This is a genomic window from Actinomadura montaniterrae (genome assembly GCF_008923365.1).
Lineage (GTDB): Bacteria > Actinomycetota > Actinomycetes > Streptosporangiales > Streptosporangiaceae > Spirillospora > Spirillospora montaniterrae.
On the sequence record NZ_WBMR01000036.1, the window covers coordinates 1 to 17645 of the forward strand.

General features: G+C 75.1%; 18 protein-coding genes. 10 read left to right on the forward strand and 8 right to left on the reverse strand.

The genetic code is table 11. From position 1 onward, the window contains the following. The 3 genes from F9B16_RS50880 to F9B16_RS15330 form a co-directional block, all read left to right on the forward strand. Positions 1 to 1012: CU044_5270 family protein (locus F9B16_RS50880; protein ID WP_192808805.1), on the forward strand; the 1012-nt coding region annotated here is incomplete at its 5' end. Between the two features lie 166 nt (positions 1013 to 1178). Next, positions 1179 to 1793 (forward strand): RNA polymerase sigma factor, encoded by a 615-nt coding sequence (locus tag F9B16_RS15325; RefSeq protein ID WP_151540734.1) that lies wholly within the window; start codon positions 1179 to 1181, stop codon positions 1791 to 1793. Continuing rightward, entirely contained in the window at positions 1790 to 3157 is a 1368-nt protein-coding gene (locus tag F9B16_RS15330; RefSeq protein ID WP_151540735.1) for a hypothetical protein, read from the forward strand. Before F9B16_RS15325 ends, F9B16_RS15330 begins: the two co-directional genes overlap by 4 nt. A 57-nt stretch (positions 3158 to 3214) precedes the next feature. Here the strand turns inward: F9B16_RS15330 and F9B16_RS15335 are convergent, their stop codons facing one another. Further along, entirely contained in the window at positions 3215 to 3994 is a 780-nt protein-coding gene (locus F9B16_RS15335; protein WP_151540736.1) for a TetR/AcrR family transcriptional regulator, read from the reverse strand. A 109-nt stretch (positions 3995 to 4103) separates the two neighbouring features. On the opposite strand from F9B16_RS15335, the gene F9B16_RS15340 reads away from it, so the two are divergent. The 3 genes from F9B16_RS15340 to F9B16_RS15350 all read left to right on the forward strand — a co-directional run bounded on the left by F9B16_RS15340 (position 4104) and on the right by F9B16_RS15350 (position 7290). Then, positions 4104 to 5612, forward strand: coding sequence for an MFS transporter (locus F9B16_RS15340; protein WP_225991649.1), 1509 nt, complete (start codon positions 4104 to 4106; stop codon positions 5610 to 5612). 86 nt (positions 5613 to 5698) lie between these two features. Beyond that, the gene (locus tag F9B16_RS15345; RefSeq protein ID WP_225991650.1) at positions 5699 to 6271 is read left to right on the forward strand and encodes an RNA polymerase sigma factor; all 573 of its coding nucleotides are present in this window, start codon (positions 5699 to 5701) and stop codon (positions 6269 to 6271) included. A gap of 2 nt (positions 6272 to 6273) precedes the next feature. Continuing rightward, a complete protein-coding gene (locus tag F9B16_RS15350; protein ID WP_225991657.1) occupies positions 6274 to 7290 on the forward strand; it encodes a CU044_5270 family protein in 1017 nt (338 codons plus the stop codon). 53 nt (positions 7291 to 7343) lie between these two features. Here the strand turns inward: F9B16_RS15350 and F9B16_RS15355 are convergent, their stop codons facing one another. After that, a complete protein-coding gene (locus tag F9B16_RS15355) occupies positions 7344 to 8879 on the reverse strand; it encodes a 3-hydroxyacyl-CoA dehydrogenase (RefSeq protein ID WP_151540740.1) in 1536 nt (511 codons plus the stop codon). A 125-nt stretch (positions 8880 to 9004) separates the two neighbouring features. Here F9B16_RS15355 and F9B16_RS15360 point away from each other — a divergent pair, with 125 nt between their 5' ends. Continuing rightward, on the forward strand, positions 9005 to 10213 hold the full coding sequence (locus F9B16_RS15360; protein WP_151540741.1) for an acetyl-CoA C-acetyltransferase: 1209 nt from the start codon (positions 9005 to 9007) through the stop codon (positions 10211 to 10213). 123 nt (positions 10214 to 10336) lie between these two features. Here the strand turns inward: F9B16_RS15360 and F9B16_RS15365 are convergent, their stop codons facing one another. Then, positions 10337 to 10588, reverse strand: a complete 252-nt coding sequence (locus tag F9B16_RS15365) for a hypothetical protein (protein WP_151540742.1) — start codon at positions 10586 to 10588, stop codon at positions 10337 to 10339. Between the two features lie 208 nt (positions 10589 to 10796). Between F9B16_RS15365 and F9B16_RS15370 the strand changes: the two genes are divergently transcribed. After that, the gene (locus F9B16_RS15370) at positions 10797 to 11057 is read left to right on the forward strand and encodes a GntR family transcriptional regulator (protein ID WP_151540743.1); all 261 of its coding nucleotides are present in this window, start codon (positions 10797 to 10799) and stop codon (positions 11055 to 11057) included. Positions 11058 to 11090: 33 nt separating this feature from the next. After that, the gene (locus F9B16_RS15375) at positions 11091 to 11750 is read left to right on the forward strand and encodes a class I SAM-dependent methyltransferase (RefSeq protein WP_151540744.1); all 660 of its coding nucleotides are present in this window, start codon (positions 11091 to 11093) and stop codon (positions 11748 to 11750) included. A 20-nt stretch (positions 11751 to 11770) separates the two neighbouring features. Here the strand turns inward: F9B16_RS15375 and F9B16_RS15380 are convergent, their stop codons facing one another. After that, positions 11771 to 12418, reverse strand: coding sequence for a maltokinase N-terminal cap-like domain-containing protein (locus F9B16_RS15380; protein WP_151540745.1), 648 nt, complete (start codon positions 12416 to 12418; stop codon positions 11771 to 11773). A gap of 47 nt (positions 12419 to 12465) precedes the next feature. Further along, on the reverse strand, positions 12466 to 13017 hold the full coding sequence (locus F9B16_RS15385; RefSeq protein ID WP_192808807.1) for a TetR/AcrR family transcriptional regulator: 552 nt from the start codon (positions 13015 to 13017) through the stop codon (positions 12466 to 12468). A 98-nt stretch (positions 13018 to 13115) separates the two neighbouring features. Here F9B16_RS15385 and F9B16_RS15390 point away from each other — a divergent pair, with 98 nt between their 5' ends. Then, positions 13116 to 13718, forward strand: coding sequence for a DUF2867 domain-containing protein (locus F9B16_RS15390; protein WP_151540747.1), 603 nt, complete (start codon positions 13116 to 13118; stop codon positions 13716 to 13718). Here F9B16_RS15390 and F9B16_RS15395 read toward each other — a convergent pair whose 3' ends face one another. From F9B16_RS15395 to F9B16_RS15405, 3 genes are all read right to left on the reverse strand, one after another. Next, the gene (locus F9B16_RS15395) at positions 13719 to 14660 is read right to left on the reverse strand and encodes a TIGR01777 family oxidoreductase (RefSeq protein ID WP_151540748.1); all 942 of its coding nucleotides are present in this window, start codon (positions 14658 to 14660) and stop codon (positions 13719 to 13721) included. It lies immediately after the preceding gene. A gap of 110 nt (positions 14661 to 14770) precedes the next feature. Next, positions 14771 to 15415: a response regulator gene (locus F9B16_RS15400; RefSeq protein WP_151540749.1), complete on the reverse strand. Its 645-nt coding sequence runs from the start codon at positions 15413 to 15415 to the stop codon at positions 14771 to 14773. 30 nt (positions 15416 to 15445) lie between these two features. After that, on the reverse strand, positions 15446 to 17500 hold the full coding sequence (locus F9B16_RS15405; RefSeq protein WP_151540750.1) for a sensor histidine kinase: 2055 nt from the start codon (positions 17498 to 17500) through the stop codon (positions 15446 to 15448). Positions 17501 to 17645: the final 145 nt, after the last annotated feature.

The window sequence follows — 17645 nt, forward strand, 5'->3', positions numbered from 1 at the left end:
GGCCGCGGCGGCCGTGGCGGTCGCGACGATCGGGTCCCCGGGCTCGCCGGACTCGCCCGGCGCGGCCCGCCCGCCGGCCGGGTCGATCGACCTCGGCAAGCAGGCGGTGCTCGCCGCGGCGACCAAGGCGGAGCAGGCGCCGACGGGCCGGTACTGGTACACCGACCAGCTCGACGGCCAGTCCTACATCGTGCGGGCGAGGACCGGCGCGTACGCGATCGCCGGCGCGCAGAGCGAGTCGTTCAGCTGGCACGGCGCGACGTCCGGCACGGGCGAGGGCTACTACCTGCGCGACCTGCCGGCACGCCCGCTGACGCCGCAGGACGAGGCGCTGTGGCGCAAGGCGGGCGCGCCGTCGAGCTTTCGCGTCCGGACCGACGGCGGCTCGACCACCTACACCACCAAGGCGACGAACTGGCGGTCGGACGGCCCGGAGGCCGGCATCGACCCGCGCGGCGGCGGGGAGTTCCTCGGCAAGTCGGCCGAGGAGCTGCGGAAGCTGCCGTCCGACCCGTCCGCGCTCGCCCGCATCTTCCTCGGCGACGCGGAGATGGGGAACGCGCTCGGCATGCCGCCGGCGAGCGGGCGGAAGCCGAACCCCGGGCAGGCCGCCTACGCCAAGGTCTGGCGGGTCGCGTCGCTGCTGGGCGGCGCGCCGCTCACGCCGAAGGTGCGGGCCGGGCTGATGCGGGCGCTGGCCGCGCAGCCGGGCGTCCAGGCCATCGGGCACGTCACCGACCCGCTCGGCCGCCGCGGCGTCGCGCTCGCCTCCGCCGAGCGGACCACCCCGGGCCCCGCCGGCCCGAAGGGCGACCCGGGCGGCTACCGCTCCCGCCAGGTGATCGTCTTCGACGAGGGCACCGGAGCGCTGCTGTCCGTCCAGGACACGCTGACCCGTCCGGGCGGCGAGTACGCGGGGATGAAGCCGGGCTTCATCATCAGCTACTCGGCCAGCCGCGCGACGAACTGGACCGACGCCAAGCCGAAGCCCCCCGCCAAGCTCCCCTTCTAGTCCCCGGACCGGGGTGAGCGCCGCCGTCGTCCCATGGCGTACGCCCCCCGGCTTCGCCCCCCGCCTTCGCCCTCCGCCCGGCCGCCCGGGCGGAGGGCGAAGGCGTTCCGGGGGATCGGTTGAGAACGGGGTGACCCGCTTCTCCCCCCACAGCGAGGATTCGCCCATGGCACACGACCGCCCACCGGAGCGCGAGGGCCCGGCCAGGCCCGGCTCCGACACGGAGGTGATCGTCCGTTCGCGGCGGGAACCGGACGCGTTCGCGGAGATCTTCCACCGCCACTTCGCCGAGATCCACCGGTACGCGGCCCGCCGGCTCGGCACCGACGCGGCGGACGACATCGCCGCGGAGACCTTCCTCGTCGCGTTCCGCCGGCGCGGCCGGTTCGACCCCGCGCGCGGCACGGTCCGCCCGTGGCTGTACGGGATCGTCACCCGGCTGATCGGCCTGCACCGGCGCGCCGAGGGGCGGCGGTACCGGGCGCTCGCCCGCACGCCCGCCGAGAACGTCGAGGACGGGCACGAGGACCTGGTCGCGGCGCGCGTCACCGCCGGGGACGCCGGCGCGGCCCTCGCGGACGCGCTGGCCCGGCTGCCGCGCGGGGAGCGGGACGTCCTGCTCCTGGTGGCGCTGGCCGACCTGTCGTACGAGGAGGTCGGGCAGGCGCTCGGCCTGAAGACGGGCACGGTCGCGTCGCGGCTGCACCGCGCCCGGCGCCGGCTGCGGGAGGCGCTCGGCGCGGATTCGAGGGCACTGATGACGGAGGAGGCGACGGCGTGAACCGGACCGACGAGATGGACGGCGTGCGGCGGCTGCTGGCCGAACCGCCGGAACCGTCGCCCGAGGCGTCCGCGAAGGCGCTCGGGATGCTGGCGGACGAGATGTCGGGCGGGCGGCGCGTCCGGGCGTCGGAGGGCCGGCGCCGGCTCGGGCGGCCGTTCGGCCTCGGGCGGCCGTTCGGGCTCGGGTGGCCGTTCGGGCTCGGCGCGGGCCTGGTCGCCGTGGGCGCCGCGGCGGCCGTCGCGATCGTGGCGACCGGCCAGGGGACGTCCGGTCCACCGGGCGCGTCCGAGGGGACGAGGCGTCCGGGAAAGGTGGACCTGAACAGGCAGGCGGTCCTCGCGGCGGCGGCGAAGGCCGAGCTGCTGCCGACCGGGAGGTACTGGTACACCGACCAGATCACGGGCCAGTCCTACATCGTGCGGCCGAAGACCGGCGCGTACGCGATCACCGGTGCGCACTTCGAGTCCTTCCGGTGGGCGGGCGCGAAGAAGGGCATGGGCGAGGCGTTCTACGGGCGTGACATCCCGGCACGTCCGCTGACGCCGAAGGACGAGGCGCTCTGGCGGAAGGCCGGTTCGCCGTCGGCGTTCCGGGTGTGGTCGAACGACCACTACTACACCTACGACCGGCACACGTCCCCCTGGCAGGTGGACCATCCGAACGCCGCGGGCGGCGGTCACTGGTTCGGCTCCGGCCCGAACGGCGGCGACATGACGGTCGACGACCTGCAGAACCTGCCCACCGACCCCGCGAGCCTCGCCGCGCGGTTCCTCAGCGGGGCGTCCGTGCCCGAACGGCGGAAGCAGGCGCTCCAGAGGCAGGTCGACTCGCTGCGGAGGGCCCCCGTCCCGGACGACCCGAAGAAGCGCGCCGAGAGAGCCGGGAGCCTGAAGGTGCTCCAGTCGATGATGGACGACGTCGACGGGCAGATCGCCGAGGATCCGCACGGCTCCCGCGACAAGGTCCTGGACGTCGGGAACCTGATGATGGACCTGCCGCTCCCGCCGGCGGTGCGGGCCGGGCTGATGCGGGCGCTCGCCGCCCAGCCCGGGGTGCGGGCGATCGGGCCGGTGGTGGACGGGCTCGGCCGCAAGGGGATCGCGCTGGCCGGTCCCGACACCACCGCCCGGATCGACGGCGAGTACGGGGCCCCCGCCGCCGAGCAGGGGTCCTACACCTCGCACGAGGAGATCATGTTCGATCCGGCGACCGGTGAGCTGCTCGGCAGCCGGGACGTGCTGACCCGGCCGGGCGGCGCCTACCGGTCGCAGGCGCCCGGCTTCGTGATCAACTACTGGCTGGTGCGGTCGTCCGGCTGGACGGAGGCCAAGCCGAAGCCCCCGGCCAAGCTCCCCTTCTGAGGTCCGTGGCGGGCCGCCCTCATCCGGACCCGGATGTGAGGGCGGCACGCCACGACCTCAACGGCGGGTCCGGGCCTCGATGCCGTCCAGGACGCAGGACAGGCCGTAGTCGAAGCGCTCCTCCACCACGCCGGCGGTGTCGCGGACCCAGACCTCCCGGATGTGCGCGGTGAGCCGGGGGTGGCGCTCGGCGATCCCGTCCAGGTAGGGGCCGAGGGCCTGTATCCAGTCCTCGCCCGTGGCGGTGCCGTGGACGCCCTGCCAGCTCGCCTCGCTGCCGGCCGCGCCGATGACGTAGTCGGCGATCAGCGACATCGCGTTGTCCAGGGCCGTGCCGGTGAGGCCGGCCCCGTCGAAGGCGCCGATCACCTCGTCGAGGACGCGGGTGGCGTTCGGGCCGATCATCGGCTGGGCGCCGAACAGCGGCACCGTCCAGGGATGCCGGTGGATCATCGCGCGCAGGTCGCGGGCGTAGCCGGCGACGGCGGCGCGCCATCCCCCGGCGTCCGGGCCGTCGTTCGGGCCGTCGTCCGCGTCTGCTTCCGCGCCGTCGTCCGGGCGGGGTACGCGGACCTCGCCCATCACCCGGTCGAGGGCGAGCTCCAGCAGCTCGTCCTTGTTCGCGACGTGCCAGTAGACGGACGTCGCGCCGGAGTTCAGCCGGGTGCCGAGCCGCCGCATGCTGAGCCCGTCCAGGCCCTCGGCGTCGAGCAGCTCCAGCGCCGCGTCGACGATCTGGTCGCGGGTGAGCGTCGGCTGCTCGCGCTTGGCCCGCCGGGGCCGCGTCCACACCGACTCCGGCGGCTTCTTCCCGTCCGCCTGGGCCGCCTTCGCCATCCGGTTCCTCCTCGGCGCTGGGTTCGTTCCCCCCAGAGTACTTGAACAGTGTGCGAGTCACGTCGTACGGTGTGCGAGTCAGCTCGAACACTGTACGAGGAGACCTTCCGTGAACGCAGCCGTCCCGCCGCCCCACCCCCGCCGGTGGCAGATCCTCGGCGTCCTGTGCCTGAGCCTGCTCGCCGTCACCGTCGACAACACGATCCTCAACGTCGCGATCCCGTCGCTGCTCAAGGACCTGCACGCGACCATGTCCGACGTCCAGTGGACGATCGACGCCTACTCGCTCGTCTTCGCCGGCCTGCTGCTCACCGCCGGCGGCCTCGGCGACCGCTTCGGCCGCCGCCGCGCCATGCTGGCCGGCTTCGCGCTGTTCGGCGGCGGCTCGCTGCTCGGCGCGTTCGCCGCGCACCCCGGCGAGCTGATCGCCATGCGGGCCGTGATGGGCCTCGGCGGCGCCTTCCTGATGCCGGGCACCCTGTCGATCATGGCGCAGGTGTTCGGCCCGGACGAGCGCGCCAGGGCGTTCGCGATCTGGGGCGCCACCTCCATGATCGGCGTCGCGGGCGGGCCCGCGCTCGGCGGCGTGCTGCTGGAGCACTTCTGGTGGGGCTCGGTCTTCCTGGTGAACGTCCCCGTCACGGTCGCCGCCGTCATCGGCCTGCTCGTCCTGGTCCCCGAGTCGCGCGGCCCGCGCCGCCGCCCGGACGTCCCCGGCTCCGTGCTGTCCACCATCGGCATGGCCGCGCTCGTGTGGGCGATCATCTCTGCTCCCGACCACGGCTGGACCGGTGCCCGCACCCTCGCCGGCCTCGCGCTCGGCATCGCCGCCCTCGCCGCGTTCGCCGCCTGGCAGCGCCGCAACCCCGAGCCGATGCTCGACCTCGCCCTGCTGCGGCGGCGCGCCTTCTCCGGCTCCGCCGCCGTCATCGCGATCCTCGGGTTCGTCCTCGCCGGGACGCTGTTCGCCCTCACCCAGACGCTCCAGCTCGTCCTCGGCTACGGCCCGCTCAAGGCCGGGCTCGCGCTGCTGCCCTGCGCGGTCGCCGCGGCGGTCGGCAATGGCCTCGGCGCCGCCCTCGGAGCCCGCCTCGGCGGACGCCCCGCCCTGGTCACCGGCCTGCTCGTCATCGCCGCCGGGTTCGGCGCCCTCGCCCTCGAGGGCCCCGGCGACGGCTTCGCCCCGATCATCACCGGGCTCGTCGTCATCGGGTTCGGCATGGGGCTCGGCTCCCCGCCCGCCTACGACCTGCTGATGGCGGCCGTCCCCGCCGAGGAGGCCGGCGTCGGGTCCGCGGTGAACGACGCGGGCCAGGAGCTCGGCAACGCGCTCGGCGTCGCCGTCCTCGGCAGCGTCATCTCCGCCGTCTACGCCCGCGCCCTGCCGGACGGCGCGCCCGCCGCCGCGAAGCACTCGCTCGGCGAGGCCCTCGCGCTCGGCGACCCCGCCCTCGCGCACCAGGCCCGCGACGCGTTCGTCCACGCGGTGTCGATCGGCTCCCTCGCCGGATGCGGCGCCACCCTCGCCGCCGCCCTGTTCGCCGCGGTCGTCCTGCGCGGCGTCCCCCGCCCCGCCGCCGCGTCCACCGGCGCGGAGAAGGTCGCCGAGCCCGCGTGAAAGCGACCGGGGGGACGAGCGGAGTAGCAGTGACGACCATCCCCCCGGAGGTGCCCGATGCCGGACCCCAAGGAAGGGGCGGCCGAGTGACCGCCCCGCCCGAGACGGCCCCGACGGACGCGGAACTGCTCGCCGCGTCCGTCCGCGACGGCGACCGCTTCACCGCCGTCTACGACCGGCACTACGCCGGCGTCCACCGCTACGTCGCCGGACGCCTCGGCCCGCAGGCGGCCGACGACGTCGTCGCCGAGACGTTCCTCACCGCGTTCCGCCGCCGCGCCGCCTTCGACCCGTCCCGCGGCGACGTCCGGCCCTGGCTGTTCGGCATCGCGACCAACCTGATCGCCCAGCACCGGCGGACCGAGACCCGCCGCTACCGGGCGCTCGCCAAGGTCGGCGCCGACCGCGACCCCGGCGGGCACGACGACCGCGTCGCGGCCTCGGTGTCCGCCGAACGGCTCCAGCCGTCGCTGGCCCGCGCGCTCGCCGCCCTGTCCCGCAAGGACCGCGACGTCGTGCTCCTCAAGGCGCTCGCCCAGCTCACCCACGAGGAGATCGCCGACGTCCTCGGCATCCCGTACGGCACCGTCGGCTCCCGCCTCAGCCGCGCCCGCCGCAAGCTCCGCGCCGCCCTGCCCGCCCACACGGAAGGCCCGTGACCATGGACGAACTCCAGATGATCGCCACGATGCTCGACGAGCCGCCCGCGCCGGACGCCGAGGCCGCCGTCCGGCGCCGGCTCATGGATGGGATGCGGGAGCCGGAGCGCGCGGCGCGCCGGGCCTGGCGCCGCCCCGCCCTCTGGAGCGGCCTCGGCCTCGCCGCCACGGCCGCCGCCGTCACGGGCGCGCTGACCCTGACGTCCGGCACCGCGCCCCGCGCGCCCGACCCCGGCCCGGGCGCCGTCCGGCCGATGTCGGCGAAGACAGTCCTGCTCACCGCCGCCGAGCACGCCGAGGCGGCACCGTCCACCGGCACGTACTGGCACGTCCGGACGCTGACGAGCATCCCCTTCCACGGCGGCCCGCGCAAAGGCGGCTACTGGGGGAGCAGGCTGACGGTCGGCGAGACCTGGACCCTCCGCGACGGCCGGTCCTGGACCGGCTACCGCGAAGCCGGCGTGAGGATCGCCCCGAAGGACGAGGCCGCCTGGAAGCGGGACGGCTCGCCCAACAAGGCGGCCTCCGGGCACGGGCTCTTCAAGGACAAGGGGCCCGGTACCTTCCTGGTCTGCGACAAGGAGATGTCCTTCACGCAGGTGCAGGCGCTGCCCGCCGAGCCCGCCGGGCTGCTGAGCGCCCTCAAGCGGGCGATGCTGCACAACGACGACGGCCCGGTGCCCCCGAGCGCGCAGCGGACGTTCGTCGCGGGCTGCCTGGCGGGGCTGCTCGCCGACGTCCCCGTGGCGCCGAAGGTGCGCGCCGCCGCCTACCGGGCCCTGGCGGCCACGCCGGGCGTCACCGTCACCGGCCGGACCACCGACGAGCGGGGCCGCACCGGGATCGGCCTGGTCGTGCCGGAGGGCCGGGGCGGCTCCAGCACGATGATCATCGATCCGGACAGCTCGCTCGTCCTCTCCACCACGGTCGGGCACGGCTCCGGAGGCAAGGACGTCGCCCGGATCATCCTCGAGGCCGGCTGGACCGACGCGAGCCCGAAGGTCCCCGCGCTCCCCTGACCGCGGCGGGTGTGCCGCCCCCGCCGTCGCGGGCGGGGGCGGCGCGCCGCGGCTCAGGCCAGGAGGTCGGAAGGGCCGGTACCCGTCTCGGTGAGGGCGAGGGAGCCGCCCGCCCGCGCGGTCAGCCACTGGCTGGGCCGGTAGCGCGGGTCGCCGGTTCCGGTGTGCAGGATCTCCAGGACGTCGAGGACGCGGTCGGCGCCCACGTGCTCGCCCCACTCCAGCGGCCCGCGCGGGTAGCCGAGGCCGAGCCGGACGGCGGTGTCGATGTCCTCCGGCCGGGCCAGCCGCTGCTCCGCGATGCCGCAGGCCACGTTCACGATCGAGGCGAGCAGCCGCGGCGCGACCGCCGCGGGCGCGTCCCGGACGACGGTCACCGACCGTCCCGTCGCGAGCAGCGCGGCGAGCGCGGCGCGCCCGGCCTCCGCGTCCACGGCGGGCGGGACGACGAGGGTGAGCCGGCTGAAGAACCCGAAGAACGCGTCGATGCCGAGCGTCCGCTCCGGAGGGTGGCCGCCTCCCACGCCGCGGGACGCGTCGACGAGGACGACGGCGCCCGGCGACGGCCCGTCGCCCGCCTCGACGTCCACGCCGGCCTCGGCCAGCAGGGCGCCGAGCGTGTCCCGCAGGTCCTCGGCGAGCCAGACCGGCCGGGCGCCGACGTCCGGGGCGGTGGCCTCCGGCGGTTCCTGCTTCACGCCGTCCACGTACTTGTAGAAGCCCTCGCCCGACTTGCGGCCGAGGAGCCCCGCCTCCATGCGTGCGCGGCCGATGCGGGACGGCCGGTACCGCGGCTCGGTGTAGAAGCCCGTCCAGATCGACTCCATCACGGGGTGCGAGACGTCCATGCCGGTGAGGTCGAGCAGCTCGCACGGGCCCATCTTCAGGCCGAGGACGTCGCGGGCGATGCGGTCGATGTCGGCCGGTTCCGCGATGCCCTCGGACAGGATCTGCAGCGCCTCCGTCACCAGGCCGCGCCCGGCGTGGTTGACGAGGAAGCCGGGCGCGTCCGGGGCGAGCACCGGTTCGTGGCCGAGCCGCTGGACGAGATCGGCCAGCGCGCCCGGGATCCACGGGGCGGTCCGCGCGCCCGGGATCACCTCGACGAGCCGCATCAGCGGGACCGGGTTGAAGAAGTGCAGCCCGGCGAGCCGCGACGGGTCACCGAGCGCCGCGCCGATCGCCGTCACCGGCAGCGAGCTGGTGTTCGTCGCGAACAGGACCCGCTCGTCGGCGGCCTTCTCCAGCGCCGCGAACAGCTCCCGCTTGGTGTCGAGGTCCTCTCGGACGGCCTCGATGACCAGGTCGCAGTCCTGCAACGGGGTGAGCGGCTCACCGACGGGCTTCAGCCGCGCCTTCGCCGCCGCCGCGTCGCCCGCCGCCATCCGGCCCTTGGCGACGAGCTTGTCGAACATCGCGCCGACGTGCTCGACGGCGCTCTGCACGGCCTCGAACCGGAGGTCCGCCAGCTCCACGGTCAGCCCGCCGGCCGCCGCGAGCTGCGCGATCCCGCGCCCCATCGCGCCCGTCCCGATGACCCGCACGGTCGCTACCCGCCCTGCCCATTCGCCTGCGGCCCACTGCTCCATCGCGCCTCCTCGCTCGCCTTCCTCGCATTCAACCCCCCGCCGTGCCCGGGCCCGGACGCGGGTCGCGAACTTCGAGGTCATAACCTGCGGAGTGCCCGCCGTTCCCGGATTGAGGAGAACCTGCCATGCGCGACGCGGTGATCTGCGAGCCGCTGCGGACCCCGATCGGCCGTTTCGGCGGGGTGTTCAAGACCGTCCAGCCGGTCGACCTCGCGTCCACCGTGATCCGCGCGCTGGTCGAGCGGTCCGGCGTGCCCGGCGACGCGGTCGACGAGGTGTTCCTCGGCCAGTGCTACCCGAGCGCCGACGCCCCCGCCATCGGACGCGTCGCCGCCCTCGACGCGGGCCTGCCCATCGAGGTCGGCGGCCTCCAGGTCGACCGGCGCTGCGGGTCGGGCCTGCAGGCCGTGCTGAACGCCGCGATGCAGATCCAGACCGGCGTCAGCGACCTGATCATCGCGGGCGGCGCCGAGTCCATGAGCAACGCGCCGTTCTACACGACGTCCGCGCGCTGGGGCCTGCGCGGGCCGTCCCTCGAACTGCACGACACCCTCGCCCGGGGCCGCGCCACCGCCGGCGGCGTCAACCACCCCGTGCCCGGCGGCATGCTGGAGACCGCCGAGAACCTGCGCCGCGAGTACGGCATCGGCCGCGAGGAGCAGGACGAGCTGTCCGTCCGCTCGCACCAGCGCGCCGTCGAGGCGCAGCGGTCCGGCCGGTTCGCCGACGAGATCGTCCCCGTCACCGTCGCGTCCCGCAAGGGCGACACCGTCGTGGACACCGACGAGCACCCGCGCCCCGACACGTCCATGGAGACCCTCGGCAGGCTGCGTCCCGTCCTCGCCAAGAGCGACGACCAGGCCACCGTCACCGCGGGCAACTCCAGCGGCCAGAACGACGCCGCCGCCGCGTGCATCGTCACCACCCCGGAACGCGCCGCCGAGCTCGGCCTGCGGCCCCTCGTCCGCCTGGTGTCCTGGGCGCGCGCGGGCGTCCCGCCGCGCACGATGGGCATCGGGCCCGTCCCGTCCACCGCCAAGGCCCTCGCCGCCGCCGGCCTCACCCTCGCCGACATCGACCTCATCGAGCTGAACGAGGCGTTCGCCGCGCAGGTCCTCGCAGTCACCCGCGAGTGGAACGTCAAGGACGCCGACTGGGACCGCATCAACGTCAACGGCTCCGGCATCTCCCTCGGCCACCCCGTCGGCGCGACCGGCACCCGCATCCTCGCCACGCTCGCCCGCGAGATGCACCGCCGCGAGGCCCGCTACGGCCTCGAGACCATGTGCATCGGCGGCGGCCAAGGCCTCACCGCCATCTTCGAACGCGTCTGACCGGCTCTCAGAACATCGCCCGATGCCGCCCCCGGTAACGCGGGCGCCGCTGCTCCATCGCGAGCGCCGTGACCAGCGCCGTCAGCACCACCACGGCGCACATGGCGGACGCCCACACCGCGATCACAGCGCCACCCCCGGCGTGCCGTCGAGCAGCTCGCGGATCGCCATCACCGCGTCCACCACCCGCTCCGCCTCCGCGACCGGATGCCGCCACGACGTGAAGAACCACGCCCGCCCGCCGTCGTCCTCCCGCGCCCGGACGCTGATCACGTCGGACGGATGCGCCCCGCAGCACCCCTCCACCGCCGGATTGACCACGCGCAACCCGTCCTCGCTCATGAACGCGTGCAGCCTGTACACCCGCAGAACCACGCCCAGCGCCTCAAGCCGCGCTCTACTCTCAGGGGTCATGGGATGGACCTCCACTCAGGTCGGTTCCTAGGCCCCGGCGCAGTGGTGACGCACCGCGCCGGGGCCGCTTCTTTTGGTGACGCTACACCTAGTGACACTCAGTGTCCCCTAGTGATTCTGAATGCCCCGATATGTCCAAGCGTGCCTCCAGGTCACCTAGTGTGACCATGTGAGTATCGACCTCGACGGCATGGAGCCTCTGTACCTGCAGGTGGCAGGCGTTCTCACGGCACGCATCGTGGACGGCGTCTACCCCGTGGGCCGCCGCATACCTGCGGTGCGGGCCGTCGCGGACGAGTTCAAGGTGTCCGTCAACACAGCGGAGGCGGCGATCAGGCTGCTCCGCGAACAGGGCCTCGTCCGGGGCGTGCACGGGCGGGGGACGTTCGTGATCGCTAAGCCGTCGGACGTCGGGGAGAAGGACGGCTGACCGTCCGCGTGGTGGCGATCTAGCTTGGACGGTATGGGCAATGACGCTGATGCCGCTGTGCGCGAGCAGATCGCCTATTACCGGGCGCGGGCGGGCGAGTACGACCGGGTCTATGACGAGCGCGACGACCTGATGGCCCTGACGGCGCTGGTCGACGACCTTCCGATCACGGGGGACGTGCTGGAACTGGCCTGCGGGACCGGGCAGTGGACGGGGCGCCTCGCCGAGCGGGCGCGCTCGGTGACCGCCGTCGACGCCTCGCCGGAGGCCCTGCAGATCGCGCGGGAACGCGTGGCGTCCCCGGCGGTGGAGTTCGTGTGCGCCGACCTGTTCGCGTGGCGGCCGTCCCGCCGGTACGACACCGTCTTCTTCGCGTTCTGGCTGTCCCACGTCCCGCCGGACCGGCTGCCCGGTTTCTGGCGGACGGTCGCGGACGCCCTCGCGCCCGGCGGCAGCGCGGTGTTCATCGACAACGGGCCAGGGGAGGCGGCGGCCGAGGACGTCCTCGCCGGGCAGGCCGTCCCCTCGGTGCGGCGCCGACTGGAGGACGGCAGCGAGTACCGGGTCGTCAAGGTGTTCCACGACCCGGAGCGGCTCGTCCGTGACCTCGAGTCGTGGGGCTGGACGGCGACCGTCCGCCCGGTCGGCACCGGCTTCCTCACGGGAACCGCCGTCCAGCGCCCCGAGCGTTGACTATCGACGCGCCGTAACGCTCAACGCGCCGTGTCGTGCAGGACGGCGAGCAGGCCTCGTGCGCGGGTGCCGTCCGGGGCGGTCCAGGCGCCGGCGATGTGGCCGAGAGCTTCCGCAGGCGCGGCGTCCGAGCCGGGACGCAGGACGCGGTGCAGGCGGAGGGTCGCGCCGTCCGGCATGTGCAGGACGGTGCCGTCCTGGTCGTCGGTGGCCGTGGTGGCGACGTCCGGGCCGGTGAGGGCTTCGCCGCTGTAGGAGCGGGTCACCTCGCGGTCGGGGGTGCCGCTGGTGTTCTGGTCCTGGGCCTGGACGCGGCCTTCGAGCAGGGCCGTCAGCTGGGCGACCATGACCGGGTCGTGGCAGCCGTCGTAGGCCCAGCGGCGTCCGAGCACGCCGTGTTCCATGGTGCCGACGAGGGCGTGGTCCGCGCCGTCGAGCGGGGCGCCGCGGTAGGTGAGCGGCGCCAGGTAGGTGGTCGGCCGCGACGTGTCTGTGACCACGATGAACTCGATCCCGACCTCGCCGTCGGGGTCGTCCAGCCGGAAGCCGCCCGCCTTGGCGAGGTCCGGTTCGCCCGTTCCGCCGGCGTACCAGGGCCGGGACGGGAGCCAGGCGGCCAGGAGTTCCAGTTTGCTGGGCTTGAGCGTGGTCTCGTGGATGACGGCCATGCCGCGAATTCTCCCATCGAGCGGACAGGCCGTCGGCCTCTGCCCGTCTAGCCGAGGACGAGGTCGGCGGCGCGGGCGAGGACGTCGGCGCGGGTGCGGCCCTCGTGGCCGGCGGCGAGGAAGTGGTGCCCGATCGCGACGCAGAAGGCGATCAGGCTGCGGGCCTCGACCTCGTCGGGGTCGTCGCAGTACGTGCCGATGGTCTCGCGGAGCAGGGCCATGCGCCGGTCGTCGACCCGCCGCAGGCGTTCGGCGACGGCCTCGTCGCGGCGGGCCCAGTCGCGGACGGCGAGGTCGAGCGGGAGCAGCCGGTCGCCGGAGAAGGTGAGCATGCCCGCGCGCACGGCCCGGGTCCGCGGGTCGCCGCCCTCGCCGTCGACGCGGGCGATGACGTCGTCGGTGCTCTCGCGCTCCCAGGCGTCCAGCATCGCCTCCAGCAGGGCGCCGCGGTCGGCGAAGTAGCCGTAGAAGCCGCCCTTGGTGACGCCGAGCCGCTTGGCCAGCGCCTCGATCCGGACGGCGTCGGGCCCGCCCTCGGCCAGCATCCGCAGGCCCTCCTCGACCCAGCGGCCGCGCGGTGTGCGGGTCGCGCCCGCCATGTGCCCCACCTCACTCCCGGGCCCATCTATACGCACCCGTATAAATGGGGTTAACCTGGTGTTGTACGCAACCGTATACCTGAGCGGAGGCGGTCGCCTTGCGGCTCCCCGACAGCGCGCACACCGAGCGGCCCTGGCGGATCCACGAGTTCGTCCAGGACTTCGAGCTGGCGGACGTGTGGTCCTTCCGCACCCCCGGCGCCGGCCCCGGCGACTTCCCGGTGATGCTGGACGCGATCCGGACGTCCGGCGGATTCGCGCGGCAGGCTCCACCGGTCCGGTTCCTGTTCGCCGTCCGGTGGGCGCTCGGCGCGCTGCTCGGCTGGGACCGGCCCGCGACCGGCCTCGGCTCCCGGGTCCAGCCGCTGCGCGACCGCCTGCCGAACGACCTCCGCGACACCGTCGGCGCCTCCGAGCGGAACGGCTCCCCGTTCACGCCCGTCTACCGGCTCGAGAACGAGGACGTCCGCGAGTTGGCGAACGGCACCGTCCACGGCGTCATGCACCTGGGCTGGGCGCCCTCGGCGGACGGCGGCCACGAGCTGCGGATGGCGGTCCTGGTCCGGCCGAACGGCCTTCGCGGACGCCTCTATATGGCGTTCATCGCGCCGTTCCGGCACCTGATCGTCTACCCGATGCTGGCCCGGCAGTGGGAGCGGGCCTGGCGGGAGCGCGGCGCCCGCACGGCCACCGGGTCCTGATCAGCGGGCGCGCACCTGCCGGACGAGGTCGGCCGCGGCCTCGGGCCAGTGCGGACGCTCGAAGGCGAAACCGGCGTCGAGCAGCCGCCCGGGGACGACGCGGCGGCTCTTGAGCAGCAGCTCGGTGTCCGACCGGAGGGCGAGCGCGCCGATCTCCGCCATCCACGTCGTGGCCGGCAGGCCCACCGGCATGCCCCAGGCGGTGCGGAGCGCGCGCATGAACGCGCGCTGCGGCAGCGGAGCGGGCGCGGCGAGGTTCACGGGCCCGTCGAGGTCGTCCCGGTCGATCAGGAACCGGACCGCGCGGACGAAGTCGTCCTCGTGGATCCACGACACGTACTGCGCGCCGCCCGCGACCGGCCCGCCGAGGCCGAGCCGCGCCATCCGCAGCAGGACGTCGAAGACGCCGCCCCGGTCAGGGCTCATCACCATCGCCGCGCGCAGCGCGACCTTCCGCGTCGACGGCGTGGCGGCCTGCCGCTGCGCCCGCTCCCACTCCTTGGCGATCCTGACGCTGTACGACCAGTAGCGCGGGACGCCGGGCTCACCGCCGCCGATGACGCCGGTCGCCTCGTCGTTGGGCGCGTCGAAGCGGTGGGCGTAGACGGTCGCCGTGCTCATCTGGAGCCAGACCTTGGGCGGACGCGCCGCGGCGGCGATCGCCTCGCCCACGACCCGCGCCGACTCGACCCGCGAGTCCATCATCTCCCGCAGGTTGGCGGGGGTGTAGCGGCAGCTGACGCTGCGCCCGGCGAGGTTGATCACGGCGTCGGCGCCGTCGACCGCCGCCGCCCACGGGCCGAGCGTCCGGCCGTCCCAGGCCACCTCGCGCTCGCGCGCCGGCCGCCTCGTCAGGATCACGACCTCGTGGCCCGCGGCGGTGAGCGCGCGGTCCAGGACCGTGCCCACCTGCCCGGTGCCGCCGGGGATCACCAGCCTCATCGCGCCCACCTCCGCGTGTCCCCGCGAGCCTAACGCAGATTTTTGAACACGTTTAAAAACGAGACCGCCGTCACGCCGCCCCGGCACCGGGCGGCCGTCACGCCCCCGCGTCAGCGGTCGCCGAGCCCGGCGCGGCGCGCCTGGACGATCGCGGCCGCCCGGTCCGGGGCGTGTAGCTTCGCGAGGATCGTGGAGACGTGGTTGGCGACCGTCTTCGGGCTCACCGCCAGATGCCGTGCGATGCGCCCGTTCGGCCAGCCGTTCGCGAGCAGCGCCAGTACCTCCCGTTCCCGGTCGGTCAGGACGGGGAACGGGACGTCCGCCGGACGCGGGTCGGAGAACGTCCGCAGCACCCGCGACGCGACCTGCGGCCCGAAGACCGCGTCGCCCCGGGCCGCCGCCCCCACCGTGCGGACGACGTCCTCCTGCTCGGCGCCCTTCAGCAGGTAGCCGCGGGCCCCGGCGCGCAGCGCGGCGAACACGAACTCGTCCTCCCCGTACATGGTGAGCATGACGACGGCCACCCCCGGCTGCGCCGCGGTGATGCGGCGGGTGGCCTCGACGCCGCCGATCCCGGGCATCTCCACGTCCATCAGGACGACGTCGGGCACCAGCTCGGCGGCGAGCGCGACGGCCTCCTCCCCGGACGCGGCCTCGCCGACGACGTCGATGCCGTCCACCGAGTCCAGGAGCACGGCGAAGCCGTCCAGGACGATCCGGTGGTCGTCGACGATCAGCACGCGGACACCGCTCACAGCACACCTCCGGTCACAGCGCACCTCCGGTCACGGGGCGCCTCCGGGCAGGGCGGCGGCGAGGGCGAGGGGCAGCTCGGCGAACACGCGCCCGCCGCCGTCCGCGGGCCCGGCCGTCCAGGTGCCGCCGAGCGCCGCCGCCCGCTCGCGCATCGAGGTGAGCCCGACGCCCGGCGTCCACGCGGCGCCGGACGTCCCGTCGTCGCGGATCTCCAGCGTGAGCCGCTCCGCGCAGCCGATCGTCACCGTGCAGGCGGACGCGGCGGCGTGCCGGACGACGTTGGTGACGGCCTCGGTGACGATCCGGTACGCGGCAATCTCGACGGCGGCGGGCAGCCGGGGCAGCGCGTCCGGCGCGGTGAGCGTCACGGGCACGGCGGCGTGGCCGAGGTGCTCGCGCAGCGCCCCGAGCAGGCCCAGCTCGTCGAGCGCGGGCGGGCGCAGCGCGTAGACGAGGCGGCGCAGGTCGCCGAGCGCCGCCGACAGGTCCGCGCGGACCCGGCCGAGGAGGTCGGTGGCGCGGCCCGTGTCGCGGGCGGCGAGGTTGCGCGCGGCGTCGACCTTGGTCGCGGCGGCGGTGAGGACGGGCCCGAGGCCGTCGTGCAGGTCGTGCCGGAGCCGTCGGCGCTCCTCTTCGGCGGCCTGCACGATCCGTTCGCGCGACCGCACCAGCGCCTCGGTCAGCAGGACGTTGCTCGCCGCGACGGCGACCTGCCGGGCGATGTCGCGCATCAGCCGGGTCTCGCGCGCGTCCAGGGCGCGCTGCCCGGCGCGGAGGGTGACGGCGAGCGCGCCGATGTCGCGCCCTTGGTGGGCGAGCGGGAAGCGCACCACGGCCGCGTCCGGGCGCGCGGCGCCGTGCGCGATGCGGCGGGTCGCGCCGTCGTCGCCGCGCATCTCGACGGCGGCGGACGGCAGCCGCAGCGCGCCCGCGACCGCTTCGAGCAGGCCGGGCAGCAGGTGCTCGATGCTCCCGGCGGCCTCCAGGCGGGACGCGATCCGCCCGATCACCGTGTACGGCTCGTCGCGCTCGCCGTACAGGAACCGGTTGACGAGCCGCTGGACGCGCAGCCGGACCGGGGCGAGGCTGAACGCGGCCCCGACCGCGACGACCACCGTCCAGGGCCCGCCCGCCGCCTGGCCGAGCAGCGCGAGCACCCCGACCCCGGCGGCGTAGAGGGCCGCGACGAACGCGGTGAGCAGGACGTACACGAGGGTCCGGTTGAGGACGGCGTCGATGCCGTACACCTGGTTGCGCAGCACGACCGCGATCACCACGACCAGCATCACGACCGTCCCGGCGGAGCTGATCAGCTCCCCGGCGGGCAGCGCGACGACCAGCGGCGTCACCAGGATCGCGGCGACGTTGACGACGGCGAGCCAGCGCAGCACCTGCCGTTCCTCGCCGCCCGCCCGCAGCCACCGGACGACGACCACCGCGGAGCCGAGCAGCATCCCCGACGCGAACAGCGGGACCGGCTGCCAGGCGGGCAGCCCGGCGTCCAGGGGATTGGACACGCCCGCGTACGCGTCCGGCAGCTGCCCGGGCTGGAACGGGCTGACCAGCCCGTACAGCCATCCCGCGGCGCACAGCCCGATGCTCAGCCGCGCCGCCCATCCGGTCCGGCCGCGGGGGAGCCGCCCCGAGGGGAACGCCGCCCACGTCGCCGCCAGGACCAGCGTCTCCAGCGGCTCCCCCATGGTGCCGGCCAGCAGCGCGAGCGACGCGAACGGGAGGTCGCGGCCGCCGTCGAGCGCGACGACGGCCCAGCCCTCGCCGGCGGCCGCGAGCGCGTGGCCGGTCCCGGCGGCGAGCGCGAGCCAGCCGAACACGACGCCGGGGCGGCGGGAGGCCAGCAGCCATCCGGCCGCCGTGAACACCGACGCCAGGACCAGCTCCGTCCAGACGTGCGCGCCGTCCGCGAAACCGGCGCCGGGGCGCGCGGAGGCGTCCCGTCCGGCGACGGCCAGGACGGTCCCCGCGGTGATCAGGGCGGCGGCCGCCGCGGCGACCGCGTGGGCCGCCGCGCGTCCGGCGGTACCCGCCGCCGGAGGGCGGCGGCCTGCGAGTCGTGGGCGAGGCACGCCCCGATTGTGACCCGGAGCGCTTCCCGGCGCCCCCGGGAGAACGTCCCGATCCGGCCGGGAAACCGCGCTCGGGACGGCGGGATCCGGGCGCCCGCACCATGCCGGTGACCACGAGGCCCGGGACACCGGCCGGCCCGCCCGC